Annotated in this window: 28 protein-coding genes and 2 pseudogenes; 19 read left to right on the top strand and 11 right to left on the bottom strand. The window is 62.1% G+C overall.

What is annotated here, in order from left to right; genetic code table 11:
• Positions 1 to 66: 66 nt before the first annotated feature.
• From gluQRS to KBY72_RS07425, 4 genes are all read left to right on the top strand, one after another.
• On the top strand, positions 67 to 1,035 hold the full coding sequence (gene gluQRS, locus KBY72_RS07440; RefSeq protein WP_409995482.1) for a tRNA glutamyl-Q(34) synthetase GluQRS: 969 nt from the start codon (positions 67 to 69) through the stop codon (positions 1,033 to 1,035).
• A gap of 155 nt (positions 1,036 to 1,190) precedes the next feature.
• A complete protein-coding gene (locus KBY72_RS07435; protein ID WP_254961004.1) occupies positions 1,191 to 1,346 on the top strand; it encodes a hypothetical protein in 156 nt (51 codons plus the stop codon).
• A gap of 158 nt (positions 1,347 to 1,504) precedes the next feature.
• Positions 1,505 to 1,771, top strand: a complete 267-nt coding sequence (locus tag KBY72_RS07430) for a hypothetical protein (protein WP_241518144.1) — start codon at positions 1,505 to 1,507, stop codon at positions 1,769 to 1,771.
• Positions 1,755 to 2,093: an NAD(P)H-dependent oxidoreductase subunit E gene (locus tag KBY72_RS07425; RefSeq protein WP_254993336.1), complete on the top strand. Its 339-nt coding sequence runs from the start codon at positions 1,755 to 1,757 to the stop codon at positions 2,091 to 2,093. The genes KBY72_RS07430 and KBY72_RS07425 overlap by 17 nt, the downstream gene beginning before the upstream one ends.
• 271 nt (positions 2,094 to 2,364) lie before the next feature.
• On the opposite strand, the gene KBY72_RS07420 is transcribed toward KBY72_RS07425, so the two are convergent.
• Entirely contained in the window at positions 2,365 to 2,685 is a 321-nt protein-coding gene (locus tag KBY72_RS07420) for a hypothetical protein (protein ID WP_254929945.1), read from the bottom strand.
• Positions 2,686 to 3,054: 369 nt separating this feature from the next.
• Here KBY72_RS07420 and KBY72_RS07415 point away from each other — a divergent pair, with 369 nt between their 5' ends.
• The 9 genes and pseudogenes from KBY72_RS07415 (at position 3,055) to KBY72_RS07375 (ending at position 9,256) form a co-directional block, all read left to right on the top strand.
• The gene (locus KBY72_RS07415) at positions 3,055 to 3,738 is read left to right on the top strand and encodes a carbonic anhydrase (protein ID WP_254993335.1); all 684 of its coding nucleotides are present in this window, start codon (positions 3,055 to 3,057) and stop codon (positions 3,736 to 3,738) included.
• A 677-nt stretch (positions 3,739 to 4,415) separates the two neighbouring features.
• Complete coding sequence (locus tag KBY72_RS07410) at positions 4,416 to 4,628, top strand: hydrogenase maturation nickel metallochaperone HypA (RefSeq protein ID WP_254993334.1); 213 nt, start codon at positions 4,416 to 4,418, stop codon at positions 4,626 to 4,628.
• A gap of 242 nt (positions 4,629 to 4,870) precedes the next feature.
• Entirely contained in the window at positions 4,871 to 5,683 is an 813-nt protein-coding gene (locus KBY72_RS07405; RefSeq protein WP_254929941.1) for an SDR family NAD(P)-dependent oxidoreductase, read from the top strand.
• Positions 5,684 to 5,867: 184 nt separating this feature from the next.
• Positions 5,868 to 6,503 carry a hydrogenase nickel incorporation protein HypB gene (gene hypB / locus KBY72_RS07400; protein ID WP_254993338.1) on the top strand — a complete coding sequence of 212 codons (636 nt, stop codon included), beginning with the start codon at positions 5,868 to 5,870 and terminating at the stop codon, positions 6,501 to 6,503.
• A pseudogene (locus KBY72_RS07395) lies at positions 6,500 to 7,033 on the top strand (acylphosphatase); the annotation flags it as partial. The gene hypB and the pseudogene KBY72_RS07395, both read left to right, overlap by 4 nt.
• Before the next feature lie 45 nt (positions 7,034 to 7,078).
• Positions 7,079 to 7,177 (top strand): annotated as a pseudogene (locus KBY72_RS07390) (hypothetical protein); the annotation flags it as partial.
• Complete coding sequence (gene hypE / locus KBY72_RS07385; RefSeq protein ID WP_254993333.1) at positions 7,174 to 8,169, top strand: hydrogenase expression/formation protein HypE; 996 nt, start codon at positions 7,174 to 7,176, stop codon at positions 8,167 to 8,169. The pseudogene KBY72_RS07390 and the gene hypE, both read left to right, overlap by 4 nt.
• A gap of 53 nt (positions 8,170 to 8,222) precedes the next feature.
• Positions 8,223 to 8,909 (top strand): response regulator transcription factor, encoded by a 687-nt coding sequence (locus KBY72_RS07380; RefSeq protein ID WP_254961007.1) that lies wholly within the window; start codon positions 8,223 to 8,225, stop codon positions 8,907 to 8,909.
• A gap of 113 nt (positions 8,910 to 9,022) precedes the next feature.
• Positions 9,023 to 9,256: a DUF3136 domain-containing protein gene (locus tag KBY72_RS07375; RefSeq protein WP_254961008.1), complete on the top strand. Its 234-nt coding sequence runs from the start codon at positions 9,023 to 9,025 to the stop codon at positions 9,254 to 9,256.
• On the opposite strand, the gene KBY72_RS07370 is transcribed toward KBY72_RS07375, so the two are convergent.
• The gene (locus KBY72_RS07370) at positions 9,253 to 9,813 is read right to left on the bottom strand and encodes a hypothetical protein (RefSeq protein WP_254993332.1); all 561 of its coding nucleotides are present in this window, start codon (positions 9,811 to 9,813) and stop codon (positions 9,253 to 9,255) included. The genes KBY72_RS07375 and KBY72_RS07370 overlap by 4 nt on opposite strands.
• 216 nt (positions 9,814 to 10,029) lie before the next feature.
• On the opposite strand from KBY72_RS07370, the gene KBY72_RS07365 reads away from it, so the two are divergent.
• The 4 genes from KBY72_RS07365 to KBY72_RS07350 all read left to right on the top strand — a co-directional run bounded on the left by KBY72_RS07365 (position 10,030) and on the right by KBY72_RS07350 (position 14,607).
• On the top strand, positions 10,030 to 10,908 hold the full coding sequence (locus KBY72_RS07365; protein WP_254961010.1) for a LysR family transcriptional regulator substrate-binding protein: 879 nt from the start codon (positions 10,030 to 10,032) through the stop codon (positions 10,906 to 10,908).
• Positions 10,909 to 11,083: 175 nt separating this feature from the next.
• A complete protein-coding gene (locus KBY72_RS07360; protein ID WP_254993331.1) occupies positions 11,084 to 12,055 on the top strand; it encodes a hypothetical protein in 972 nt (323 codons plus the stop codon).
• Entirely contained in the window at positions 12,010 to 13,350 is a 1,341-nt protein-coding gene (locus KBY72_RS07355) for a DUF6880 family protein (protein WP_254962277.1), read from the top strand. The genes KBY72_RS07360 and KBY72_RS07355 overlap by 46 nt, the downstream gene beginning before the upstream one ends.
• Before the next feature lie 84 nt (positions 13,351 to 13,434).
• Positions 13,435 to 14,607, top strand: coding sequence for a Fic family protein (locus tag KBY72_RS07350; protein WP_254962278.1), 1,173 nt, complete (start codon positions 13,435 to 13,437; stop codon positions 14,605 to 14,607).
• 280 nt (positions 14,608 to 14,887) lie between these two features.
• Here the strand turns inward: KBY72_RS07350 and KBY72_RS07345 are convergent, their stop codons facing one another.
• From KBY72_RS07345 to KBY72_RS07325, 5 genes are all read right to left on the bottom strand, one after another.
• Complete coding sequence (locus tag KBY72_RS07345) at positions 14,888 to 15,229, bottom strand: hypothetical protein (RefSeq protein WP_254962279.1); 342 nt, start codon at positions 15,227 to 15,229, stop codon at positions 14,888 to 14,890.
• 1,280 nt (positions 15,230 to 16,509) lie between these two features.
• Entirely contained in the window at positions 16,510 to 17,235 is a 726-nt protein-coding gene (locus KBY72_RS07340) for a thermonuclease family protein (protein ID WP_254962280.1), read from the bottom strand.
• Between the two features lie 81 nt (positions 17,236 to 17,316).
• The gene (locus KBY72_RS07335; RefSeq protein WP_254962286.1) at positions 17,317 to 18,159 is read right to left on the bottom strand and encodes a hypothetical protein; all 843 of its coding nucleotides are present in this window, start codon (positions 18,157 to 18,159) and stop codon (positions 17,317 to 17,319) included.
• 664 nt (positions 18,160 to 18,823) lie between these two features.
• On the bottom strand, positions 18,824 to 20,080 hold the full coding sequence (locus tag KBY72_RS07330) for an IS256 family transposase (protein WP_254931691.1): 1,257 nt from the start codon (positions 20,078 to 20,080) through the stop codon (positions 18,824 to 18,826).
• 100 nt (positions 20,081 to 20,180) lie between these two features.
• Positions 20,181 to 20,381: a hypothetical protein gene (locus KBY72_RS07325; RefSeq protein ID WP_254993330.1), complete on the bottom strand. Its 201-nt coding sequence runs from the start codon at positions 20,379 to 20,381 to the stop codon at positions 20,181 to 20,183.
• A gap of 333 nt (positions 20,382 to 20,714) precedes the next feature.
• Here KBY72_RS07325 and KBY72_RS07320 point away from each other — a divergent pair, with 333 nt between their 5' ends.
• Positions 20,715 to 21,302: a sigma-70 family RNA polymerase sigma factor gene (locus tag KBY72_RS07320; RefSeq protein WP_254930883.1), complete on the top strand. Its 588-nt coding sequence runs from the start codon at positions 20,715 to 20,717 to the stop codon at positions 21,300 to 21,302.
• Positions 21,303 to 21,440: 138 nt separating this feature from the next.
• On the opposite strand, the gene KBY72_RS07315 is transcribed toward KBY72_RS07320, so the two are convergent.
• The gene (locus KBY72_RS07315; protein WP_254930879.1) at positions 21,441 to 21,626 is read right to left on the bottom strand and encodes a hypothetical protein; all 186 of its coding nucleotides are present in this window, start codon (positions 21,624 to 21,626) and stop codon (positions 21,441 to 21,443) included.
• A 144-nt stretch (positions 21,627 to 21,770) separates the two neighbouring features.
• Between KBY72_RS07315 and KBY72_RS07310 the strand changes: the two genes are divergently transcribed.
• A complete protein-coding gene (locus KBY72_RS07310; protein WP_254962376.1) occupies positions 21,771 to 21,983 on the top strand; it encodes a hypothetical protein in 213 nt (70 codons plus the stop codon).
• A gap of 348 nt (positions 21,984 to 22,331) precedes the next feature.
• On the opposite strand, the gene KBY72_RS07305 is transcribed toward KBY72_RS07310, so the two are convergent.
• The 3 genes from KBY72_RS07305 to KBY72_RS07295 form a co-directional block, all read right to left on the bottom strand.
• Positions 22,332 to 22,577, bottom strand: a complete 246-nt coding sequence (locus tag KBY72_RS07305; RefSeq protein WP_254930877.1) for a hypothetical protein — start codon at positions 22,575 to 22,577, stop codon at positions 22,332 to 22,334.
• 580 nt (positions 22,578 to 23,157) lie between these two features.
• Positions 23,158 to 23,376 carry a hypothetical protein gene (locus tag KBY72_RS07300; protein ID WP_254930876.1) on the bottom strand — a complete coding sequence of 73 codons (219 nt, stop codon included), beginning with the start codon at positions 23,374 to 23,376 and terminating at the stop codon, positions 23,158 to 23,160.
• Between the two features lie 338 nt (positions 23,377 to 23,714).
• A complete protein-coding gene (locus KBY72_RS07295; protein WP_254930882.1) occupies positions 23,715 to 24,629 on the bottom strand; it encodes a histone deacetylase in 915 nt (304 codons plus the stop codon).
• Position 24,630 lies beyond the last annotated feature (1 nt).

Genomic DNA, 24,630 nt, shown 5'->3' with positions numbered 1-24,630 from the left:
CGGCGGCCCCTAGGGGCCGCTTTTTTTGTGCCCAGGGCAAAGTGGGCCCCTCACTGATGCTTCCCCCTGCTGGCTGCTGCGCCGCTGCCATCCCACCTGCAGGCCCTGGTTGAGGCCGGTCTGGCCCAGCGCCAGCTGGGGTATCGCGGCCGTTTCGCCCCATCCCCCACCGGCGCTCTGCACCGCGGCAACCTGCGCACGGCCCTGCTGAGTTGGTTGCACGCCCGGCTGCGGGGGGGCGCCTGGTTGCTGCGCCTCGACGACCTCGACACGCCCCGCAATCGGGCCGGTGCTGAGACTTCCATCCTGACCGATCTGGCCTGGCTGGGCCTCAATTGGGACGGCCCGGTGCTGCGTCAGAGCGAGCGGCGTGGGTTCTACGCCACGGCCTTGTCAGCCCTGTGGCGCCATGGCTTGCTCTATCCCTGCCGCTGCAGTCGCCGCCTGCTCGCCGATATCTCTGCGCCCCACGGTGCTGGTGCTGTGTATCCGGGCACCTGCCGGGCAGCCAGTGGCGGCTGGGGGCCGGTGCAGGGGCGACTGCCCAGCTGGCGCTTGCGGCTGGAGCCCGGGAGCCTGCATTGGCTGGAGAGCTATGGCGCTCCTGGGGAGCTCGATGGGCCAGCTGCTGTTGGTGATGTGGTGTTGCGCCGGGCTGATGGTTACCTCGCGTACCACCTGGCCACAGCGGTGGATGAGCTGGTTTTGGGAATTAGCGATGTGGTGCGCGGTGACGATCTCTGGGGAGCCACGGGGGCCCAGGTGGCAGTGATGGCGGCCCTGGGCGCGCCCCCGCCCCGCTACGGCCATGTGCCGCTCTGGTGCGATGGCAGCGGGCGGAGGCTCAGCAAGCGAGAGGGCGCCGAGGGGCTAGCGGGCTACCACCAGCTCGGCATGGACGCAGCGGCAGTGGTGGGCCAGCTAGCTGCCAGTGCGGCTTTGGTGCCAGCTGGCAGCCGCCTTTCAGCCGCTGAATTACTGCAGCAACTCAGCTCAGAGCGGCTGGACCAAGTGCTCCGGGGCGCCCAGGCTTAAGGAAGGTTTCGGGATCAAGTGGGGAAAAGCAGATCACACTGGTGGATAGCTCTAAGTCCTCGAATGGGGACATTTCGATGACCTATTCCGATGGGCCCCTGCAGCGGGCAAGCCACGCAAATTCCTGCCGCTGTCAGCAATGCGGAGGCAGCGGCATGCTGCGGCTGGACGATCAGCGCTACCGCACCTGCCTTGATTGCTTAGGGCAGGGCAAGGTGCTTCAGGCAATTGGTGCTACCACCGTCGCCGCCATTCTCAAAGGACAGGCTGGGCTTCAGGTCAGCCTGTCTGCTTCTTCTTCCGCCAAATGAAGAAGGCTGCGGTAGCCACTACCACGGCTAGGGGCGCCGCAGTTAACAGCAGCAAAATCACGGCAGTCCAGTCCGTGTACATCGCTCAGAGGCCAAACCGGATCCATCATCCCAGTAAGCCGTTCTGGTTGACGATCCCCATGGCACGGATATTTCCCATGGCTCTGATATTTCGATCAGCCCTTGCAGTGGGGGTCATCAGCACTGGTTTGCTCGTGGGGCAGCCAGGCCGGGCTGGGGTGGAGTTTGACAACTGCCAGCCCACCGCCGATGGCGGCATCAGCTGCGACACCCGTCCCACCGGCAATACCCAGATGGATGACGAGGCGGCCCGCTATGGACTCTTTAACGACGCCAGCCCCGGCTGGAGCGAGTTTGATCCCGATCAGGGCTTTGAGGACGACCTTGGTGGCAACGACACCTGATCGCCCCGGCTGCCATGCCCTGGATGCATCGCTGATCGAACGCCTGCATGCTGTGCAGCAGCGGCATGGCTACCTGCCGCGAGCTGAGCTGCAGCAGCTGGCGGTTGCCATGCAGCGACCCCTTAGCGATGTGATGGGGGTGGCCAGTTTTTATCACCTGTTTCGGCTTGTTCCTCCGCCATTGCACCGTTGTGTGGTGTGTCGTGGTACCTCCTGCTTTGTGCGGGGGGCGGAGCGGCTGGAGGTGGGCCTGCGGCAAAGCTTGGTGGCCCAGCACGGGGTGGAGCGAGGCACCGCTGGCCGAGGGCGCCGAAATTCCTGAGTCCCTACTCAACCGGCTGCAGGCCGAATCCGCTGCTTTGACCCCTGCCTCTCCTGCTCCACCCACGCGGCGGGCCAGACGCCGCTGCGTATTGAGCTGGTGGTCTCCACCGGCCGGCCAGATGGATCCATTGAGGCGCTTGGCGCGTTGCCTGCGAACGTGCGAGCGGCTGGTTATATCCCTTACGGGTTCCTGCTAATCAAGGTGGCCCTGATGATCGCCAACGGCGGCTATCGGGGCGTGCAGGCCGCCTTGAGCTTCGGGGTGCCCCTTAGTGACGGCCGGTGCCGGCGAGGACAAGCCGGAGGTATGTGCTCGTCTCCGACGCACCGGAGATTCCTTGGATCTCGGCACGGCTCACCCCCAGCCCACCGCTATTCGTGCTGCGGTGCAGGAGGTGCTCACCGACCCGTCCTATCGGGCCGCAGCCCAGGCGCTGGCGGCGCAAATGGTCGCTGCTGGAGGGGCTGCGGAAGCTGCTCGCAGGATTTACTAGGTCCTGGCTAAGCAACGCCTTGCTGCGGATCAGGTCATCGCCGCCAACAATTAGGAGCTCGCCTCCCCCCTCTTTTGGTTTGCCATGGAGCAGCACCTCCTGCAGCCTGCCTGCTCCTCCTCCAGGCCCATGCTTTTGAGCACGGCAACACTCTGTCGGTTGAGATCCAGGCAGCCCTGCCTCGTGCCCAGGCGCTCATGCAGGGCTGGCTGAGGCGCCATGCATGAGCTGAGCCCCATACCTGCGCTCTTTGGAGTGGAAGTGGCTCCTTAATTTGTTTTCTTCAATACGGAAAGATGGCCTGGTGGGCTCAGCTTCCTAAATTTTTTCCTGCTTTATTTGCGCTTTTAGTGTTGTCTGAGGGGTGTTGATTAACGTGCCAGCAGCTGGCCAGGTCTTATGGGGATGAACCGGCGCGATCTCCTGGCGGGCACGGCGTTCAGTGTGGCAACGGCAGCCTGGTCCATGATCGGGGCCCAGCGTGCCTGGGCCTCCGATCCGATCGATGCCCAGTTGCTGGCCAGCCTTCAGGTGTGCACCCCAAAGGATGCTTTGGATCGCCTGATGAGCGGCAATGGGCGCTTCGCCAAGGCTTGGGCAGCGGCCAGTGACATCGCCACACCGGTCGAGCGCATGCAGGTGCTCAACAGGATCTGGCAAAACGAATGTCAGATTGATCCTGCGGCGCTTGCCCAGGGGCAGAAGCCGTTTGCGGCCACATTGTCTTGTGCGGATTCCCGGGTAGATCCCAGCTGGTTGTTTGCCTGTGGTTCCGGTGAGCTCTTCGAAGTGCGATCTGCAGGAAACACAGCTTTTGATGAGGCCATTGCTTCCTTGGAATATGCCGTGTCCGTTCTCGGTACTCCATTGATACTGGTTATGGGTCACAGTGGCTGTGGCGCGGTTAAGGCGGCCATGGACACGGCACCGCTGACGCCCTTGCTCGAGCAGCTAGTGGCACCGATCAAGGCAAGTCTTCAAAGTGGTGATGATCTGAGCAAAGCTGTTCAGGCCAACGCTCGCCATTCAGCAACCGAGCTCACCAGACGCAGCGATGTGCTGAAATTCGCAGAAGCAGAAGGGAAGCTGGCTATACATAGTTCCTATTGTGATATTGGCACTGGAGTTGTGAGCTTGCTGCCTAGTTAATTCCAGGGGTCTGGTTAAATTCCATTAATAGCTATTGCAAAGATCAGCTCCCTCCTCGCCTGTCAAAAACATTATGATCTATTGGACTGCAATCACTTATTCCTGGTAGGCCCCCGAAAGCGGTGTAATTATTTGCTCGATTGAGAAGGAGGTTGGCTTTGGCATGGGTCTGGTGACTGGGCCCTGTTGCGATATTAAGCATCGCAGATATCGCCAATGCGGCTATTAATACAAAAGCAAAGGGGCTTGTAAAAATTGTAGATTTTGCCTGCTACAAGGCTAATGGTTCTTTATTCCATTATCGCGGCTAATGCTGATGCCTCGGCTCTCGATGGTTCAGGTCATCGGCCCAATCCTGTGGCTATCCATGCCACTCAAGACCTTGAGATGATCTTGATCATCCCTGAAGCGGCTAAGGAGTTGGTGGATCGCCGCCCCAGTATTGCCAGGGAGCTGGGCCTCAAGATATAAGCGCGGACACGTATGGTTGATGAATTGAGGCAGACTTTCACGCTGGAGTTTTGGTAGTCAAGCTGCGCCCCCGTGCCCCCGTGCGCCCGCGCCCCCGCCCCCACGCAGGCCCTGACCCTGCTGCGCCATGCATGAACTCAGTCTGATGGAGGCTGTGCGCGATCAGCCTGCGCATCGGCAGCCTGGCCGGGGTGGAACCGGAGGCGTTGCGCTTCGCGCACACGGTGGTGATGGCCGGCACGATCGCCTCTGGCGCCGAGCTGCGCATTGAGGTTGTGATCGCCAGCTTTTTTTGTGAGTCCTGTCAGCAGGGCTTCGATAGCGAACAGGGCGATTGCCTTTGTTTCCGCTGCGATAGCTTCAGCCGCCGGCTTCTGCAAGGCCGCGAGCTGGAGCTGTCCTCGCTGGAGCTCAGCTGAAGGCGGCGTTGGCATGGTCCGACATAGGTGCGCCCTTGGGAACCTGCGGATGCATCAAGCTGGGCATCAAATAACGAGCTGCTGCGTCGTCGAGTAAAATGGCAACAGCTTTAAGCGTGTCGACAACATGCTTTAAGCGGGACGACAGCGTCTAGTAAGAATCCCAATTTGAAGTGCGATTAGTTTAGGAAAGGTTTTTTCCATCGGGATCTTCGTTTTGTGATTTCAATTCAGAGCTTGTAATGCCAGCCCCAACCGTTCTTGTAACCGGAGCCTCCAGCGGAATTGGTGCGGAGACAGCTCGCCTTTTGCTAGAGCGCGGCTGGCGTGTGTTTGCCGCTGCTCGGCGGCTGGAAGCAATGGAGCCCTTGGCAGCCTTGGGTGCCGAGGTGATGGCGTTGGATCTCAGCGATGAGCACTCACGCCGCGAGCTCGCTGAGCAGCTCACCGCCAAGGTGGGTGCGCTCGATGCGCTGGTCAATAACGCCGGCTTCGGTGAAGTGGGTCCGCTCGAGACATTGCCCCTGGATCGAGCCCGGGCGATTTTCGAAGTCAACGTCTTTGGGCTGATGGGGCTCACCCAGCAGTTGTTACCTGCCATGCGCGAGCGAGGTCGTGGTCGCATCGTCAATATCTCCTCTATTGCCGGTCGCTGGGTTTCACCCGGATCGGGGTGGTATGGGGCCAGCAAGTTTGCGCTGGAGGCCCTGAGTGATGCCTTGCGACTCGAGCTCAAGGCCTTTGGCGTCAACGTGGTGGTGGTTGAGCCGGGCGTGATAGCTACCGACTTTGCCAATGTGGCTGCCCCCTCGATCGAGGGGGCTTTGTCTTGCAGCACCTACGGCAACATGATGCGTGCCGTTCGCAAGAGCTGGGATGCGGTCTACCGGGGTGCCTCCCAGCCGCTAGAGGTGGCACTAACAATCGAGCGAGCCCTCACCGACCCCAGCCCATCAGCTCGTTACCTCTGCGGTCACCAGTCGGCCTCAGTGATCGCCAGCCGGATCCTGCCAACGCGACTGTGGGACAGCCTGATTCGCATTCAGATGACCTGATCACCGTCTGCACTCGTGGTGCTCTGAACCTTGCAGGCACGGAGCCCCATGACCCTCATTCCGGAAGGGTTCCGCGTGGTGCCTAGCCTGGAACTGGCCTCTGCCGATTACCGACATGTGCAGCGACTGCTCCTGCGGACAGCCGGCGCCTCAGCCGCTCCCATAACCAACCCGCCAGCTACCCCTGCACACGGCCCTGCTGCAGCGCAACGATGCCCAGGCGGCCGGCCTGCGCCAGCGCTTCGAAGCCGCAGGCGTCACGGTGGTGAATCTGCTCTCCTCGCCCGGCTCGGGCAAAACCGCCCTGCTCGAAGCCCTGGCCCAGCGCCTCGATCCCACCGGCTTGGCAGTGATCGTGGGCGATCTGGCCACCGACAACGACTCCCGCCGCCTGCAGGCTGCCGGGCTTACGTCGGTGCAGATCACCACCGGCCAGGCCTGCCACCTGGAGGCGCCAATGGTGGCCGAGGGTCTGCATCGCCTCCACCACCAAGGCATCAGCCTTGAGCAGTTTGAACTGCTGGTGATCGAGAACGTGGGCAACCTGGTGTGTCCCGGCGCCTATGACCTCGGCGAGAGCCTGCGGGTGGTTTTGCTCTCCACCACCGAGGGAGAAGACAAGCCGCTTAAATACGCGCCGATCTTCCACGGCGCCGATCTGGTGCTGATCACCAAGATCGACCTGGCCGAGGCGGTGGGCTTCGATCGCGCCGCCGCCCACGCCGCCATCGCCCGGGTCGCCCCCCACGCCCGCGTGCTGGAAACCTCGGCCCGCAGCGGCGCCGGCCTCGATGCCCTGATCAACGCCCTGGCGCGATGAGCGCGGCCCGGCTGCGCCTCTGGTGCCGCGGGGTGGTGCAGGGCGTGGGCTTCCGGCCGTTGGTGCATCGCCTCGCCGCTGAGTTGCAACTGGTGGGCGAGGTGGAAAACGTCGCTGGCGCCGTAAGGCTGGAGTTGCAGGGGGAGTGCCGCTCACTGGAGCTGCTGGTGCGGCGCTTGCCCGAGGAGTTGCAGCCCCCCGGCGCTCTGGAGCCACTGGCGCCCGAGTGGCTCCCGCCCCTCGTTCCGGCGCCGCCTGGCCTGCTTGCCCCGTCTCTCGTCGCCGATTTGGCCCCCTGCCCCACCTGTCTGGCGGAGCTCCACGATCCTGCCAACCGCCGCCACCGCTACCCGTTCATCAGCTGCAGCCAGTGCGGGCCGCGCTATTCGATCGCCACGGCCGAGCCCTACGCCCGCGCCCACACCAGCCTGGCGGGCTTTCCGCTGTGTGCCCAGTGCCAGCGGGAGTTTGACGACCCCACAGATCGCCGCTTCCACGCCGAAACGATCGGCTGCCCCACCTGTGGGCCCCAGTTGCAGTGGCAGGGGGCATGGGACTGGGGTGCGGCTGACGGCGGGGCGGCCTGCACCCCGGAGCGGCCGCTGGGAGCACCGATGGTGTCGAGCAAAGGGGCCTGCGCCGCCTATCACCGCTACCGGCGCCCGGCCCCATGAGCGACTGCATCCAGCTGGCCCATGGCGGCGGCGGCACCCTGATGCAGCAGCTGATCAACCAGGAGCTGCGGGCCCTCTACACCGATCCGGCCCAGGTGCTGCACGATGCGGCCCGGCTCGAATTGCCGCCCGGCCCGCTCGCTTTCAGCACCGACGGCTACGTGGTGCAGCCGCTGGAATTCCCCGGTGGTGATATTGGCAGCCTGGCGGTGATCGGCACCGCCAATGATTTAGCGATGGCGGGCGCCCGGCCCCTGCATCTGAGTGTGGCGCTGCTGCTGGAGGAGGGCTTGCCGCTGGCGCTGCTGCGGCGCCTGGTGGCCTCGATGGCTGCGGCGGCCCGAGCCTGCGAGCTCACGATCGTTACCGGCGACACCAAGGTGGTGGAACGGGGCAAGCCCGACGGCATAGTTATGACTACCAGTGGCATCGGGGCGGTACAGGCGCCGACGCCGATCCACCCCACGGCGATACGCCCGGGCTATCAGCTGCTACTGAGCGGGGACCTAGGCCGCCATGGCGTTGCAATCCTGGCCGCCCGCCATGGCTTGGCCCTGGTGCCGCCCGTGCTCAGCGACTGCGCGCCGCTCTGGCCCCAGGTGCGGGTCCTGCTGGAGGCCGGGGTTCGGATTCACTGCCTGCGCGACCTCACCCGCGGCGGCCTGGCCAGTGCCCTGGATGAGCTAGCGGAGGCGGCCGCGGTGGAGCTGGCGATTGAGGAGGCGCGCCTGCCGGTGCTGGAGCCCGTGGCGCGCACCTGTGAGCTGCTGGGCTTTGAGCCCTTGCACCTGGCCAATGAGGGTCGCTTTGTGGTGGTGGTGCCGCCTCAGGCCCGCGATCAGGCCCAGGCCCTGCTGGCGGCCAGTGGCGGAGTCTGGATTGGCAGCGTGCGGCCGGCCAGCAAGGGAGCGCGGGTGCTGCTCACCACCTCTTTTGGCACCGAGCGCCTGCTGCTGCCCCTCAGCGGCGAGCTGCTGCCGCGCATTTGCTGAACCCGCCATCTGTCTTAGGCTGGTTTTACGCCCCTGCCAAGAGTTGTGGGTCGATGGATCTCACCCCCTTTCTGAGCAGCCTGGAGGGCACCACCCTCGACCAGGTGCTGTTGTCGGTGGCTATCAGCGGCAAGGTGGCGATCGCCATGAAAGGCCGCTTTCTGTTGCGATCAGTGTGCGAGAGCTTTCAAGACCGCACCCGCATCGGCTGTGCCGTCACCGATGAGGCCACCTGCCTGGCCTATCTGGTGCGGGAGCCCTACGCGCTGTTGATCTGCACCGACTACTTAGAGGACGGCAATGGCTTCGAGCTAGCCCGCAAGGCGCGCAGCGCCCATCAGGCCTTGCGGGTGGTAGTGCTGGCCCTGGGGGATGTGATCCCGGCCCAATACGTTGAGGCTTCCTGGCTGGAGGCCGTAGTGGCGGAAGCCGATTTCATCGGCGATCAGCGGCCCCTGCAGGCAGCGGTGCTGGCGGTGATGGGGCAGCACTCCTACCGCAGCCCCTCGCTGCGTTCCGGCACCCTGCCCTACCTGAGCTGCCCGCGGCTCACTAAGCGCGAATACGAAGTGCTGGATCTGCTGGCCAGCGGCCTCACCGATCGGGAGATTGCTGAGCGAATGGTGGTGAGCGAGGAAACCGCCAAGACCTACACCAAGCGACTGCTTAAGACCCTCGACGTCAATAACAGGTTGCAGGCCGTGCTCAAGGGCATGCGTTGCGGCATGGTGCAGCTCTGAGCACCACTACCAATAAAAATTGTCCCCGTATGGGGGGCTCGGTAATCCTGTCCAGAAGCGCACACTCGAGCTAGGCCCGATCGGGTTCTTTGCGGCCGCCCAGCCGGAGTGCCATGACCACCTCCCTCCCCGCGCCAGGTCTCACCATTGGTGAATTGGAAGCGAACTATCCGCTTTATTGCAAGGCCATGCGCCTGTTGATTCGCGAGGGTAAGACGATCGCCAAGGTGCGCCGCACCGTTTGCTGGCAGCGGCTGGAGATCCTGCACAATTGCCTGCCGACTCAATACCGCGAGCCCGATTATTTATTCGCCTTGCTGCAGCGGGAGTTGAGCGCTTGCCTCTAGGCGTCGCTTGCTTTTTCCAGCTGGGGATCGAGAACCCACAGGGCTAATCCGCCGCCCCGCCCCCTGGCCAGCAGCCAGCCGTTATCGGCGGCGCCGGAGCGAGCGATCAGGGCGAAAAATGGGCGCCGGCGTGGCTCCGGCTGCTGGCTGATCGCTTGGCGCCAGAGGCTTTGGCGGCCGAGCCGCAATTCCAGTTGGTCAAACCAAAACTCCAATAACGGCCTGCGGCCCCGCAGATTGCCGCTGCCGCTGAAGCGCAGCTGCAACGCCCCGAGCTGAACGCTGTTCACCACCTTGAGATCACCCCTTTCCAGCGAAGGGGCGTCTGGAGTGACGTCTCCTGTGGCGATGCTCAGACTTGCCTGCAGGCCCCGCAGCAGGGCTGCCGTGGCCGGGTTGGGTTGGGCCCTGCCCTTGCTCCAGAGCAGCTGGAGCCGCCAGCGGCCAAACAGCTGCTCTGCCGTAATCGCGGAGCCCTGGCGACGGCTGAGCTGCTCAAGTGCCAGCGCCTGCTTGCCACTGAGAATTTCGCTAGTAGGCATTTTGCTACTGGGCATCAGACGTCGAAGTTGGCCTTGAGGTAGCGCTCTAAAAAGATGCCTGGTGGTAGCTCAGTTGGCAACTCGAATTTCATGCCCAAGTAGGTCTGAAGGGAATCGTCTGAAAACCCCATCGGCAGTACGGAGGTAAGAGCGGGTGGTAATGGCGAAGGGAATGAGATTGCGCTTCATGGCTCAGGCCTGGCCTAAAATCAACCGTCAGTTTTCGCGGAATTGGTTGATCTTGATGCGCTTACGGCGCTCGATGCCCTGCAGTGGCTGCGTACGTGTGAAGAGGTCTCTAAGCGCTTCGGCCTAAGTCAGACCACCGTCAGCAGGCAATCGCGAAAATGTCTGGATCTTTTTGGCCTTGACCTCCAGCGCATCCAGGGCGAGTGGAACACCGTTGGCGATTCGACGATCTTGGCGCTGGAGCGCTGCGTTCATCAAGTGGCTAGGTGGCAGGGGCGTAGGCCCCTGCGCCTGGAGGCGACCTATTGGTCAGGCCCCTTGTTGTGCACTCCTGTGCCAGACAATTGGATTCTTGGCCTTGCCAATATTGTTGGAGTGCCGCGTAATTTTCAGCTAGTTAGGGAGAGGATTGTTGATGTCTGCCTCACCGGCTTACCTGATTACCCCCCTGCCGATGACCCCGAGCTGACCTCGATTACCCTGTCGAAGATGCCTATATTTTTTGTTGTTAGGCCGGGTCATCCTTTGATTAATCAAGCCCAGCTGTCTTTTGATGATATTGCCCAATATCCAACCCTTGGTCTGCAGCTAGGCTCCTATCCCAGGGTTGAGGCTTGCTTAAAGAAGCTCGGCTTCTGGAACGATCATGTGCGAATGTTTCGCTATAAGCGCGAAAATTGGGAGGGCAAAACGGAGGCGGAGCTCACTATCGGCTATGCCACTTCGCTCAGTATGGAAGTTTCTGGGGGTGATTTAGTCAAGCTGCCCCTGGAGTTGCCATTTGCCTCTGGGGAGGTGCTTGTATGTCGCCGGGATTTTATTGATCATCCTCGTTTGCTTTCCTTACAGGCTTTGCTGCTTTCCCGTCTCGCTGGCATAGCTGAGCGACACGGCGGTATTCAGCTGCTCAACAATTACTAGTTTTTCTGTTTTCGTGGCTGGCGCAATTGCTGACGTGCTGAGTTGTTGCCGGCTGCACAGTGAGGCCGCAAATGATTAATTATGCAAAAACTGCAGAACTCTGCGTGATTTGCTATCCCCCACTTGGTGTTTTTGCTTTTTTGCGTTAAATTTATCCCGGTTTGCTGGGGCGGGGGTGGTTGAGCTTGATTGGCTAGCTGCCTTAGACGGTCTGATTTGGCTGCGCACTGGCCATCAGGTTGAGGCCAGGCTTCAGATCGGTCAGTCCAGTGTGAGTCGCTTGAGTCGCAGGTGCGCCGATGTTTTTGGCCTCTCCCTGGCCAGGCGAGGCTCCGAGTGGCACCTCGATGGTGATACGACACTCCTAAATCTTGAGCGCCGCGTTCACCAGGCGGTGCGGTGGGCCAATGGAGGGCCTTTGCGTCTGGAGGCGCAGCACTGGTCGGGCCCCTTGCTCTGTGAGCCGGCTCCAGCAGGTTGGATTGCTGGATGTTTTCACTTTCATGAATACGAAAAGCCGCTGCAGCTGCTGAGGGAAGGGGTGATCGACGTCTGGATCGCTTCCTACCCCGATGTGCCAGCTGCCACTGACCCCACCATTGCCTGCATTGGCTTGAGCCGAATGCCGATTTGGCTGCTGGTCGATCAATCTCACCCGTTGCTGGAGCTTGGTGAGCAGGTGACGTTTGCTGATGTGGCTGCCTATCCCTGTATGCCCATGCCTGATGGCGCCTTTCCTAAATTTCAGGCTGTTCTGGAAGCTTGTGGCTTGTGGAATGGCGGCACCACCCCTAAACCGATTCGGAATTCTTCGCAATCTCAGCAGGTTAATTCTAAAGATCTCGTCGTTGGTTTCGCTACTCCCCTCTCCTTGCTTCTTAGAGACGATTCCTGCAGGGTGCTGCCCCTAGAGCTGCCTTTAGAGGTTGGCGATGCCCTCCTGGTGCCAAGGCAATACGTGCGTGCGCCCCAAACGCTGCAGTTGCTGGCGGAACTTCGTTTGCGTTTGGAGAGCCTCGCCGGCGCCGCTCCAGGCTTGGTGGTGTTAGACGGGTTCGAGCACCCAAGTGCTGCCCCAAGCGACCAGCCCTATAAGGAGCAATGGCTGCCAAGCGCACCCTCAATGCCAAAAACCTCGAAGGCCTAGGCGCGGCCGTCCTCGCCGAATTGCTGATTGAGGTGAGCGCTGGTAGTGCGGTGATGCAGCGCCGTTTGCGGCTGGCGCTAGCTGCGGCTGAGGGTGCCGGGGGAGCGGCCCAGGAGGTGCGCAAGCGCTTGGCAGCCCTGGCCCGTGCCACTACCTATGTCGATTCGCGCAAGCGCAAAGCCTTGGTGGTTGATCTGGAGGCCCAGCGCCAGGCCATCGCTGGACCGGTGGCGGCAGTGGATCCGCCGCTGGCTCTGGAGTTGCTGCTGCGTTTTCTCGAGCTGGCAGATGGTGTGCTCGATCGCTGCTCCGACAGCACGGGCATCGTGATTGGCCTGTTCCAGAGGGCCGTGCTTGACCTCGGGCCGCTGGCCAGCGCGGCCGCCATGCCCGCCGAAGCGCTGGCTGAGCAGCTGCTGGAGCTGGTATTTGAAAACGGCTACGGCCAATTTGACGACTTGATCCCGGCGGTGGCCGATGCCCTTGGCGATCCGGGCCTGCGACTTCTCGAGCAAGGCTGCCGCGACCGGGGTGCCTGCGCTGGTCACCCAGCCCTGCTGCAGATCGCTGAATGCCTGGGTGATGTGGATGGCTATGTGGCCCAGTTTGATGCCAAGCAATTGGCCTGGCCCCCTACCGCCGCGGATGTGGCAGGCCATTTGCTGCAGGCGGGCCGCAGCCAGCAGGCCCTGGCCGTGCTGGATGGCGCCGCCAGTGCTGCTGCTACCTGGCATTCCCCCGAGTGGCACGACACCCGCATCGCCGTGCTTGAGGCCCTGGGCCGCAACGACGAGGCCCAGCAGTTGCGTTGGGCTTGTTTTACCAAAACCCTCTCGGCTTGCCATTTGCGCGACCACCTCAAACGGCTTGCTGCCTTCGAGGACGTGGAGGTGGAGGAACGGGCCTTTGCGCTGGCAGAGGACCATCCCATGCGGCTGCTGGCCCTCGACTTCCTTGTGCGCTGGCCCGCAGTAGCGCGGGCTGGGCGCCTAGTGCTCACCCATGGGCCCGACTGGGATGGTGAGTCCTACGAAATCCTTGCCCCAGCTGCTGAGCGGCTCAGCGCTGAGCAGCCGCTGGCCGCCACGGTGCTGCTGCGGGTGATGTTGCTTTTTGCCCTGTCGACGGGCCGCACCAAGCGCTACCGGCACGCGGCCGAGCACCTGCGGACCTGTGAGCTTTTGGCCGCCCGTATCGACGCTTGGCAGGGCGTGGAGCGCCATGAGAGCTTCGTGGGTCGCATTCGGGAAGCCTTTGGCGGCCGCTGGAGCTTCTGGTCTCTGGTGGAGCGCTGAGGCTTTGACAGGGTGGTCCCTAATTCACAGGAAAAGCCTTTTCTTTGAATAAGCTTGCTGCGTATTCAAAGTTGCTGGGGGGTAATGCGGCGCGAGGCCACCGGCCACTACGAGGTCAGCGCCACCGCCGGGGAAACGGTGCGGGCTTTTGTGCCCGACCCGCTGCCGCCAGAACCCCCGGTGTTGCGTGCGGGTCCACTGCAGGCGCTGCATGAGCGGGCGCTGCTGGCCTGCGGCCGCCTTGATGGCGTCTCCACCCTGCTGCCCAACCCCGAGCTGTTCCTCTACGCCTACGTGCGCCGCGAGGCCCTGCTCTCCTCCCAGATCGAGGGCACCCAGTCGTCGCTTTCTGATCTGCTGCTGTTCGAGCTGCAGGAAGCACCCGGCGTTCCCTTTGACGATGTGGTGGAGGTCTCCAGCTATGTGGCCGGGCTGGAGCATGGCCTGACCAGGCTGGCGGAGGGGTTCCCGCTCTCCTGTCGCCTGCTGCGCGAGATCCACGGCCGGCTGCTGAGCCGTGGACTCGGCGCCGATCGCCTGCCGGGGATGTTCCGCCGCAGCCAGAACTGGATCGGTGGCACCCGCCCAGGCAATGCCCGCTTCGTGCCGCCTCCGCCGTGGCTAGTAGAGGACTGCATGGGGTTGCTGGAGCAGTTCATCCATGGCGGCCACCACGGTGAGCACTCTCTGCCAGTGCTGGTACGTGCCGCCCTGGCCCACGTGCAGTTCGAGACGATCCACCCGTTTCTCGATGGCAACGGCCGCCTGGGCCGACTGCTGATTGTGCTGATGCTGATCGAGGCTGGCGTGCTCCAGCAGCCGCTGCTCTACCTGAGCTTGTTCTTCAAGCAGCACCGCCGCCGCTACTACGAGCTGCTCGATGGCGTGCGTCAGCAGGGCGACTGGGAGGCCTGGATCGAGTTCTTTCTGGAGGGCGTGGAGAGCACGGCCTCAGCCGCGGTGGCTACTGCTCAGCGGCTGCTGGCCCTGTTTCATACGGATGAAGCGCGGCTGGAAGCACTGGGCCGATCAGGCCCCAGCGTGCGCTTGGGCTATGCCGCTTTGCGCCGGCGGCCGCTCACCAGCACCAAGAAGCTCAAGGAGCTGAGCGGACTGAGTTTCCCCACTGCCGGCAAGGCCCTCGAGATCCTGGTGGAACTCGGCATCGCCCGGGAAATCACCGGCGGCCAGCGCAATCGTCTGTTCGCCTACGACGCCTACCTGGCGATCCTCAGCGAGGGAACTGAGCCGCTCTGAGCTTTCTGCTCCATCGCATCGGCCAACCGCGTCCGTGCAGTTGATTTGGAAAGCGCCCCCTGTTGGATTCGAACCAACGACCGGCTGCTTAGAAGGCAGCTGCCTGTAGGCCAGAGTCATTGCAGCGCAGTTATTCTCGATCCGGCTTTTGGGTGAAAGTGGGAAATTGGTGGGAAATTGGCACCTGGCGGGGCATGGGGCGTTCATCTGAGGGCCGCAGGTGCCGGGTTCGCCTTCCTTGAGCACCACCGTTACGCGATGGCCTGGGGGCGCTTGTAGCTCAAGATTTGGGGGGTGGCGTGCGCCATATCAGGATCAAAACGCCCGTGAAGACAATGAAGCCCAACGCGCTTAAAAGGAACTCGCTCACACCTTGCGCTTTAAATTCGCGGATCTGCTCCTCCCTCGCACGACTATCAATTATTCCTTGTCGTGCGTCTTCAAAGCTGTAGTAGCCATGTTGGGCAAGCTTTGCCGCTTCAATATCGAGGACAAACTTTTTGTCCTCCCACGGGGCTCTACCTTCGGAAACGTTGATTGATGCCGTGAGGACTGGTGCGAACCAGATGGGGAAAGAGACGACTGCGGTGAGGAATAGTCGGATAGCTAGATTACGTCTCATGGCTCAAACCGGCGAGCGATAGAGGAAAAGTAGATCATTGAACCAAGCAGCGCCGATGAATTGAAAGTCTCTGCCACCGTCTGCGTTTGGCACAATCGCGCTACTGGGGTGGATGCCGCGGCCAGGGCCCGCCATTGCGCCAGCACGACAGGGGGCAGCTTCAGGTTTAGTTGAGCCAGGGGCACGGGTACCCGATCGGGTAGCCAGACGGTACCGGCCAGCAGCAGGGGCCACCAGGGGCCCGCAGGCCACCCGATAGGGCCGCTTCGATCGCCTCCAGCGCTAGGGCGGTAACAGTGCGGCGCTCGTTGTGCCTAGTACAAGTGGGGCTGTTACACCTGTTCATGGATCGTCCGCGGACTCCGCGGTCAGATCCAATACCCCTACCGACAGGCCGCGTTGAAGTCAGCCTCCCCAACGGTGTTTGGCAAAACTTCATCCCAGTCAATGCGAGACATAGTTAACCAAACCCCATTTATGAGGGCAGCTGTCAACCTCGCTCGACCATTTTGACAGTCGTAAACTTCGCGGGCCTGCGCTACGACACCGTTGGATCGAACCTTCTGACTCTGGACGGTGACATATTTACCACTGCGGCTCAAAACCTTTATGTAGGTAGCGTCACCCTCGGCACTAATACCTCCAGCACACCAACCACTTGCCGCGCACTGGGCAAATGCTTCTGGCGCGATCACAAAGCTGGCAAGCGTTGCGATTAGGGCTCTGCGAATGGCGATGGATGGAATGTGAATAGCGATGGATGGAACGCTAACCTGATTTTAGTGCTCCTTCTTTCCTCGTGCCCTGTAGAGGGAACCGTCGCAGAGCAGAAATAACACAACAGCCCAACTAGCCTTGGCCCCACGAACCATCCGCGTTCAGCTCGGACGGTCTCCCTTCAGTTCCTCAGCCAGGGCCAGCACCGCCGCATAAACCGTAGCGAAGCGTTCCAGTACCTCCAGCTGCGCCGGACTACCCGGCGATTCGTTACGTGTTTCAGCAGTTCAGCAAGTCAGGCAGGCAGCAAGCAAGCAAGGCAGCAGGGGCCGCGGCGATCAGCCCCGCGAATCCAGCCACTCCCCCAGGGCCTGCCGGGCAAGGTCGGGCATCGGCAGTTCCTGATTTATCGCGGCCAGCTTTAACCGCTTGTGAAGCGATCGGGGCAGATCAACCGTGAACCGGACGCGGGCTTCCCCATCGGCAGCGGCTGGAGCAGGGGCCGCGGCAGGCCTAGGCAGGTCTGGCCATGGTGCCGGCCCGATCAGGCCGCGGCCAGGGCCTCAGTTAGCCCGTTGCTGCTTCCTGAAGTCCCAGGGCTTGGCCTCGTTCCCCCAGCGCCACACTCCCTGCCTGCCCCGCTCAGCCTGTGCTTCAGCTCCTAAATAGGCGTTCTCGTCACACCCGCTCAGATACTGCCGGTACGCATAAGCCATGCCCAGTCGCACCATCTCCAGGTTGACGTTGCGGCCACCGGCATAAACCTCAGCCACCGTCCGCCCGTATCGATCCACCGTCTGGGGTCTGATCTCTAGCCCCCCAGCACCCAGCAGTTGCTTTAACACCAGGGTGGCCTGTGTGCCGCTATCACCCTGGGCGGTTTCGGGGGCATCGATGCAGGCCATTCGGATCGTGACGGGCTGACCGTTGGAACCTCTCACCCGAATCGTGTCGCCGTCGCCAACGCTGACCAGGGACACAGGGCCAGCAGCGGCAGCAACTGGCTTGGCCTCCCGCTGGGGACTGGGGCTGGATCGCTTGGGGGCAGAGGAACCCGAAGGCCTCCCGCTAGAGCTGGGCGGGGCCTGCTGACGCGGGGCTGAGGCTCCCCCTGCTCCCTTGCACAGGGTTTCGCATGGCACCCCATCGCCGTTGCGATCTAAAGCCCGGTTACCCGATTGCAGGGAGCGCATGGCTTCATCACAGGTACGGAAGCTGGAGCAGGTTTGCGCTCTTGTTTCACCGGCACCAAAGGCAAGCAGACCCAGCACAAGCAGCAAACGAAGCACAACTCAGCCCCCAGCGGGCTTCACCGTAGAAGAGAAGATCGACGGCACCTAAACCGGGGCCAGCTCAGCAAACGGCGCACCTCAGGCCGCGGCGGTGGCCCCCTGCTGGTAACGCTGCAGGGCGGCATCGGCCAGGGCCTGCAGATCAGGCGGCAACAGGCCCCCAGCCGCCAGCCGCTCCAGCTCTGGCAGGGAATCAGGGCACAGCCCGGCGGATACGTCGGCATCGTCGAGCAGTGACCGGGCCGACGCGGCATCCCAGTGGGCCGGGTCCCATCGGGCGCCGCGGCCTACTTCGTCGATCGCATCCCGCATTTGAAAATGCAGCTCTGCAGCTGTGGGGCCGCTCATCCCATGGAACGGGGGGCCCATCATTCCGCCAGCAATTCCGGCCACCGAATCCCAGAACGGCCCATCCTCCACCGGCTCCCCGGGCTCGTAGCGGCCCCATTCGGCCCACCATTCGCGCTCCGCGTCGGGGTTGGTGGGGGTGCCGGGGCCAGCCAGCCAGCAGCCCCGATCAGCCAGGGCCACCCGCAGCAGCTCCAGCCCCTGGGCCCCGAAGGCTTCGCCCATGGCATCGGGCAGGGCCGCGGCGATCGCCTGGGCCTCGGCGGCGGTTAGCTGTAGGCCCCCGCAGTTGGCCAGCTCATCGCCCAGGGCCGCGGCTACCAGGCTCCAGCGCTTATCCGGCCGGGCCTGCCGGGCTCCGAATTGGTTGTTGACCTGGGGGCGGATCAGCCGGGCCACCGCTTCCCGTAGTGGCGGCAGGCCCCTGGGCGCCAGCTCCAGCAGCTGGCGGCCGCTGGGGCCGTCCGGCCTCAGGTACTGATCGAGCTGGCCCGCATCCTTCAGGCGGTAGAGGGTGCTCCTGCTTTTGAACCCCAGAACACGGGCGGCATCAGCCAGGGTGACGGTAGGCATACGAACAGATCTGTCCCAGAATCTGCGTACAGGCTGGGGACCGGACGCCATAGGCGAACCCGTTAAGGACACGGGTTGGGGTTTTTATAGCTTGCCGCGGCCAATCCTTCCTTATTGTGATGTTCTGTCCCATAATTTGGGAGCTTAATCTAGAGAGAAAGGGCGGCACGGATAACCCTCACTAAGCAGTGGCAGGTAGGACCCATTGGCCGGGGCTTGGTGCTCGCCATGCTCTCCGCGCCTGTGCGCTCGCCTTCGGATCGGGTTCAGGTACGCGCGGCTCATCGTCATCGCAACGCCAGATCGGATAGGTGTATTGATCGCGTTGCGGGATGGTGTTCATCACTCGCGCCTGAGTTGTAGCAACTCTAGGCAGCGTCTTCGGGCTGCATTGCATCAGCCAGGCGGGTGATTGCATCGGCCAGTTGTTGGCCTGCGGTCTTTAGGTCTTGGAGTGCGGCGGCGGCAGCGGGTAGCGCCCCTCTGAGTGGTGTAACTCAGGAGGTCCTGTGACCCTCTCCGGAGGGTGAACAGTGGCAGGCAGGGGATGACTGCCTGGAAGCTGATTGCGCAGCTCCGTTTATCCATTATGAACCCTGATCGCTGAATTGGCAACTCAGCGATCGATGTGTTTTGTGTAGATCGAGTGTGGAGCTGGTGCCTTTCAGTTGATGGGTTCGCCTGGCTGGGCGGACGGATCAGCATCAGTGAGCTCCAGTGCTTCTTCTGGCTCCGGGATCTTGGCCATGGTGGCTTCGGAGAAGAAGCGCCGGCGTTCCAGCTGCCATTCCTCCTGCTGCTCCAGCAGCTGGCTACCTACCAACCGCACGATCGCAGCGTCGTTGGGGAAGATGCCGACCACGTTGGTGCGTCTTTTGATCTCCTTATTGAGGCGCTCGAGGGGGTTGGTGCTCCACACCTTGCGCCAGTGCTCCTGGGGAAAGTGGAGGAAGGCCAGCACGTCGTCTCGGGCGGCGTCCATCACGGGCACAGCTGTCGGGAACTGCTTGCGCAGCATCTCGGTGACTCGCTGCCAGTGGGAGCGCACCTGATCGGGGGCCTGGATGACGAACACCGCTTTCATGGCAGCGGCCACCATGTCCTGGCCGGCTTTGGGAACGTGGCTGAGCAGGTTGCGGAGAAAGTGCACCCGGCACCTCTGCCAGCTACTGCCCTGGAACATGCGCTTGATCGCCGCCGTCAGCCCCAAGTGGGCATCGGAGATCACCAGCCGAGTGCCGTCCAGGCCGCGCTCTTTGAGCGAGCCCAGGAACTGGCGCCAGAAGCCCTCGGCCTCGCTGTCGCCCACGGCAATGCCGAGCACTTCTCGGTAGCCGAGGGCATTGATGCCGATGGCCACGACCACCGCCCGCGATACCACCTGCATGTTCTGCCCCAGACGTCCGTGTAGGTAGGTGGCGTCGAGGTAGACGTAGGGGAAGCGGGCATGCTCAAGCGGCCGCTGCAGGAAGGCCTTGACCTGCTCATCGAGCCCCTGGCAGATGCGGCTCACCTCCGATTTGGAGATGCCGCTGGCGCCGCCCAATGCCTCCACCAGGGCATCAACCTTCCTGGTGGAGATGCCGCCGGTGTAGGCCTCCATAACCACGGCGTAGAGGGCCTTATCGACACGGCGGCGTGGCTCAAGCCAATCTGGAAAGAAGCTGCCCTGCCTCAGTTTTGGGATGGCCAGGCTGAGATCCCCCACCTGGGTGGTGAGCAGTCGCTGGCGGTAGCCGTTGCGGTGGGTGGATCGCTCATCGGGGCAGCGTTCATGGCGCGTGGCTCCAATGGCAGCGGAGACCTCGGCCTCCAGCAGATCCTGGAAGCCCCGGCGCACGATCTCAGGGATCAGGGCGCCAGCGGTGGTGCCCTCCATGAGCTGGCTCAGCTCGGAGGCGCCACTATGGGTAAGGGTCATGGTCTGTGTTCGGTTTGGTGGTAGTTCTCCGAACAGGGTCACAGACCGGCCCACCCATTGCCACAGCTGATGTCTGAGGGAGGCGAGCCGTCAGCCCCGGCTACGCCGGGGCTGATCCCCCCGAGTTACACCACTCCATGGGACGCCGCTGCACCTCATGGCACCAGAAGCCACGCACCGTTGAGGCATTGGGCTCTCCCGTCTCCTTAAAAACAGGCTCACCGGTAGCCGGGCAGAAGAAGTTCCAGTCGTCCCGCTCCAGTTGGATCAGTTGCATGGCCGTGAATCGCAGCGAGTTCACTGTTGCCCACCCCTTCCCCTTTGCAGCCATTTCTCATGCGAAAAAGGAGGCTGGGATTGCCGCTTCCCGTTGATGGCCATGCCGGCCTCAGCTTCCCTGCAGCAGTGTCAACTGGGCATCCGATACAGGCCGTGCTGGCAGATCCCTAGGGCTGGGACCTTTCAGCCGTAGCGGGGCCGTTGGGGCTGGTTGCCACCGAGCCGTCAAACACCCACCTAAATCCCTCGTCCAGTCCTCGCGCTGCGTCAAGGATCGGGCCATGCGCCCCGGTGGGGCGTCCTTGTCACATCCCTGCGGCTGGCCGTTGGGGGTGGGGTTCTCTGCCGTCCCCAGATGGCTGCCCCGCTTTCCCGCTCTGCCCTCCGTGCCCGCGATGCCCTGGTGCTCCAGCACCTGCCTCTGGCTGATGCCGTTGCTTCAGCTGTAGCCCGCCGCTTCTTCCCTTTGGTCGAGCGGGAGGATCTGATCCAGGTAGCTAGAGAATCCCTGCTCCGTTCAGTGCTGCGCTGCAAAGCGGGTGAGCCAGCTGAGCCCTATCTGCGCCGCTGCATTTCAGGTGCCCTCCAGCATCACCTGCGCGATCGGGTGCGGCTGGTGCGCATCCCACGCCAGCTGCATGAGCAGGGTCAATGCCCCCTGGGTCATATCAGCCTTGATGGCCACGCCGCTGGCGAGCCCTGCCTGCTCGATCAGCTGGCCAGCCCAGAGCAAGAAGCAGCCGGCCCCGCTGATGATCTGGCGCTGGAGCAGCTAGTAGATCAGCTGCCGGCAGCTCAAGCCACGGCCCTGAGGCTCACCATCCTTGAGGGCCTATCGCTGCGGGCTGCAGCAGAGCAGCTGCAAATCAGCGCCATGTCGGTGCAGCGGGCCCAGAAGAAGGCTCTTGAGGCTCTGCGCAAGCAGCTGGTGGGTGGGGGCTGAGGCCCTCCTCCCCAGTTACTGCTCAAACACGAGCGTGGAGAGCGGCCACCAACCGCTGCCGCCTTCGTCGTAGGCCAAGGCGCTAATGGAGTGGTTCTGAGCTAAGGGGCTCAGATCCAGCGGCTCAGCACCGTCAGTTCAGGCCAGCAGCGGGGCGGCTGCAGCGAGCTCAGTGGTGACCGCAAACCCCACCAGCTCATGCTCCCCAAAGGAGCGCAGAAAGGGCACATCTGCAGCATCGCGGCCGCGGGCAATCAGCACCCGGCCGCAGCGCGGGATGTTGTGGCGGGCATCAAATATGTGCCAGCGGTTTTCGAGAAACACCTAAAACCAGGCAGATAAATCTACGGGCGCATTGGGTTAAAGGAGCCCCCTTAGGGTTGAAGGATGAAGCAGTTGCCGAGTAGGGCGAGACCAAGGTGGTTGGCAGTCGCCGGACAAGTGCTGGCAGCGGCCTTGTTCGTGGCGATGACAGTCAGCGTCCTGCCGGTGCTGTTAATGACAAGTCTCGTCATTGCCCTGATCTTGATTCCGGTGTTGCGTCAACTCAGGAAGGAGGCGGAACGGACCGGGTCTGTCGTGAATGTGCCGGCACGGGAGCAGATGGTCGACATCACACCCCTTCACGAGCGACTCCGTGAAGAGTTTTTGGTGTTTCGCCGTCGTGGTTGGCGCCGATAGGGGTGAACTGGGCACAGCGGCAGCAGGCAGCAATCAGTCCAGCATCCGGATCCAGACCCACCACAGCAGAGCCACCGGCACCATCGCCAGAGCCAGCACAGCTAGGCCCTGAAGCTGTTCTGAGTTCATTGGCCCCACTTTGTGCGAGTAGCAATCAGGACCGCCACAAGCTGCTGGCAGTGTGGCTCAAGGTGAAGGGCTGAGCTCGGGGCCCAGTGCAATCCTTGGCTTCTATCACTCGCCGTCACTTTTTTGGTGGCGTCGCGGGTGTCAAATCAAGGCTGTGACTAGGGTTTGAGTTGTTGCAACTGGGGCTCCCAAAACAAAGTAATAGGCAAAAATGGACTACTAAAAATCCTGATTTGCAATAGATGCATAATTATTATGGTTGCGATATTTATTACTAAATTCTACCTCCAGTTCCCTCCTGATCTGCGTGATTGCTTCCCGCACTGCGGCTTTTTCATTTTCTTCGGAGGTAATTATTTGTTTTGCAACTTCGCGAAGCATTTCAATGTCATCGCAAGCATCAATCTCGCGGAACGCTGTCTCCAGTCGGAACTTTTGCTCCAGTGAAAGTCGGTGATTGGACATGTTATTGGTGGAGCAAAGCCCCATGTAAGGGACCTTGCTGTTTATGGGTTTTACTATTGGACTTCTGAGATTGTAAAAGGGGCTGGGGGGAAGCTTGTAGGCAATGGGTCGACCTCACCATTGGCAAGAGCTCTTGCTCGGATGTACATCTGACTATCCGTTGCGCCCTGAGCTTCCATTGCGGTTGCTACCGTTGCCCAATTTTTAACTTCAGTGGACATTTGAAAGAATGAATGTCAGACCACCCAATGTTCGCGATCACGTCTTGGTGGGTGCGAGGCGGAAAGCCGCACCACTACCGAACTTCAACGATCAGCAAAAATTGTTAGTTAACACATCTCTAAATATTATAGACTTTTGTTTATGGCTCCAGCGGCTGCAGTGAGTACAGCTGCGAATGACAGACTTCCTCTAAGGACGCGGGCAGTGCATAGCAAGCAGCTCCAGGCGGCTATGGCACTGGCGCAGGACCTGCCTGAGCGCCCGGCTGTTTGGTGAGATCAAGGACCAGTAGACCCCGGCTCTCAGCCGATCTGCCCTGCGTGTCCGTAAGCCCTTGTGCTGTGGGCGCAGCAGAGGTTCAGGATTCGTTCAACAGGCTCAGTGCTTCCATCACCTGAAGGCGGATGCCGCCCAGCCGGGTCCAGGCCCGTACCGCATCCTTTCTGCTCTGGTAGGGGCGCCAGTCATCCTCAGCGATGCGGCGCTGGAAATGGGCTGCCACACGCAGGGCAACGGCGACATCGCTTCGCCTTACCAATCGCAGCGTTTTCCCTCCGATCACCACATCAGCAGGCATAGCGTTGTGGAGCAATCAGGAATTGACCAGGCTCATTCTCTGTCCTCCCCAGCCCCCTCTCGAACCAGAATCGGGAAACAGCCTTTGGTCCATTCACCAGAATATGCATCGTCACCGCAGTAATTAATAGTCCCATCATGCGCTGCTGCTGTGCCAACAACCTTTTGCCCGGTGTCAACTACGTACGCGCCAGCCTATCTAATTGTCGCCGTGCAAACCTTTGGCTTCAGGGAGAAAACTTCCGCAGGCCGGCAGCCGTAGGTGATCAGGGCCCACGTAGGCCACGAACACTTGTGCCCTGCTCACCAGCTACATCTGGGCGGATGATTGAGATCTGTTTAGAGCCGATGAAGTCTGGCCTGCTCTGCGGCGGCCCGGAACACCAGGCTGTGGCGCTCTACGAGTGGCTCCAATAGGTCGTAGCCGCCACCTATCACGGTGGCAATTGGGATGCCGCGCCTTAGGCAGGCATTGAGCACAAGCCGGTCGCGGTTTAGTAGCCCTTCGCTACTTAGGCAGAGCCGTCCGAGGCGATCGTCTCTATGGGGATCCACCCCTGCGTTGTAGAGCACTAGTTGGGGCCGATGCTGATCGAGCAGGTCGGGAATTAGATCGCCGATAGCTCTGATGTAGTCAAGGTCTTCCACCCCATCGTCAAGGTCGACGTCGACGTCGCTGCTCTGTTTACGCAGCGGAAAGTTGCTGGCGCAGTGGACGGAGAAAGTGAACACCCGTGGGTCCGTAGCAAAGATCGCCGCTGTGGCATCACCCTGGTGCACGTCGAGATCGACCACCATTAACCGCTCCACGGCGCCCTCGGCCAGGAGCACACGGGCCGTCACGGCGCAGTCGTTGAAGATGCAAAAGCCACTGCCGTAATCAGAGAAGGCATGGTGAGTGCCGCCGGCAAGGTGGCAGGCCACCCCGTAGCGAAGCGCCAATCGGGCTGTGAGCACCGTCCCCCCAACCGCCAGCCAGGTGCGCTGCACTAAGGGAGTGGTGGCGGGAAGACCGATACGGCGCTGATCGGCGGCACTGAGTTTGTCTCTGGCGAAAGCCTCGTGGTAACTGCGTTGATGTACCAGCTCGAGCCAGCGGCGGGGTGCTGGTAGAGGTGTGTGCAGCTGGCTCGGCGACGCTATCCCCTTCTTCAGCAGCAGGGAGTGGAGCTGCTGGAATTTCGCCATCGGAAAGCGATGGCTGCTCGGCAGCGGAGCTGAATAGGCCGGGTGGTAGACGATCGGAGGGCCCAGG

The organism is Cyanobium sp. BA5m-21 (assembly GCF_024346235.1).
Taxonomy (GTDB): domain Bacteria; phylum Cyanobacteriota; class Cyanobacteriia; order PCC-6307; family Cyanobiaceae; genus Cyanobium_A; species Cyanobium_A usitatum.
Note: the sequence above shows the minus strand (reverse complement) of the source record. Positions and strands in the feature narration are given on the sequence as shown.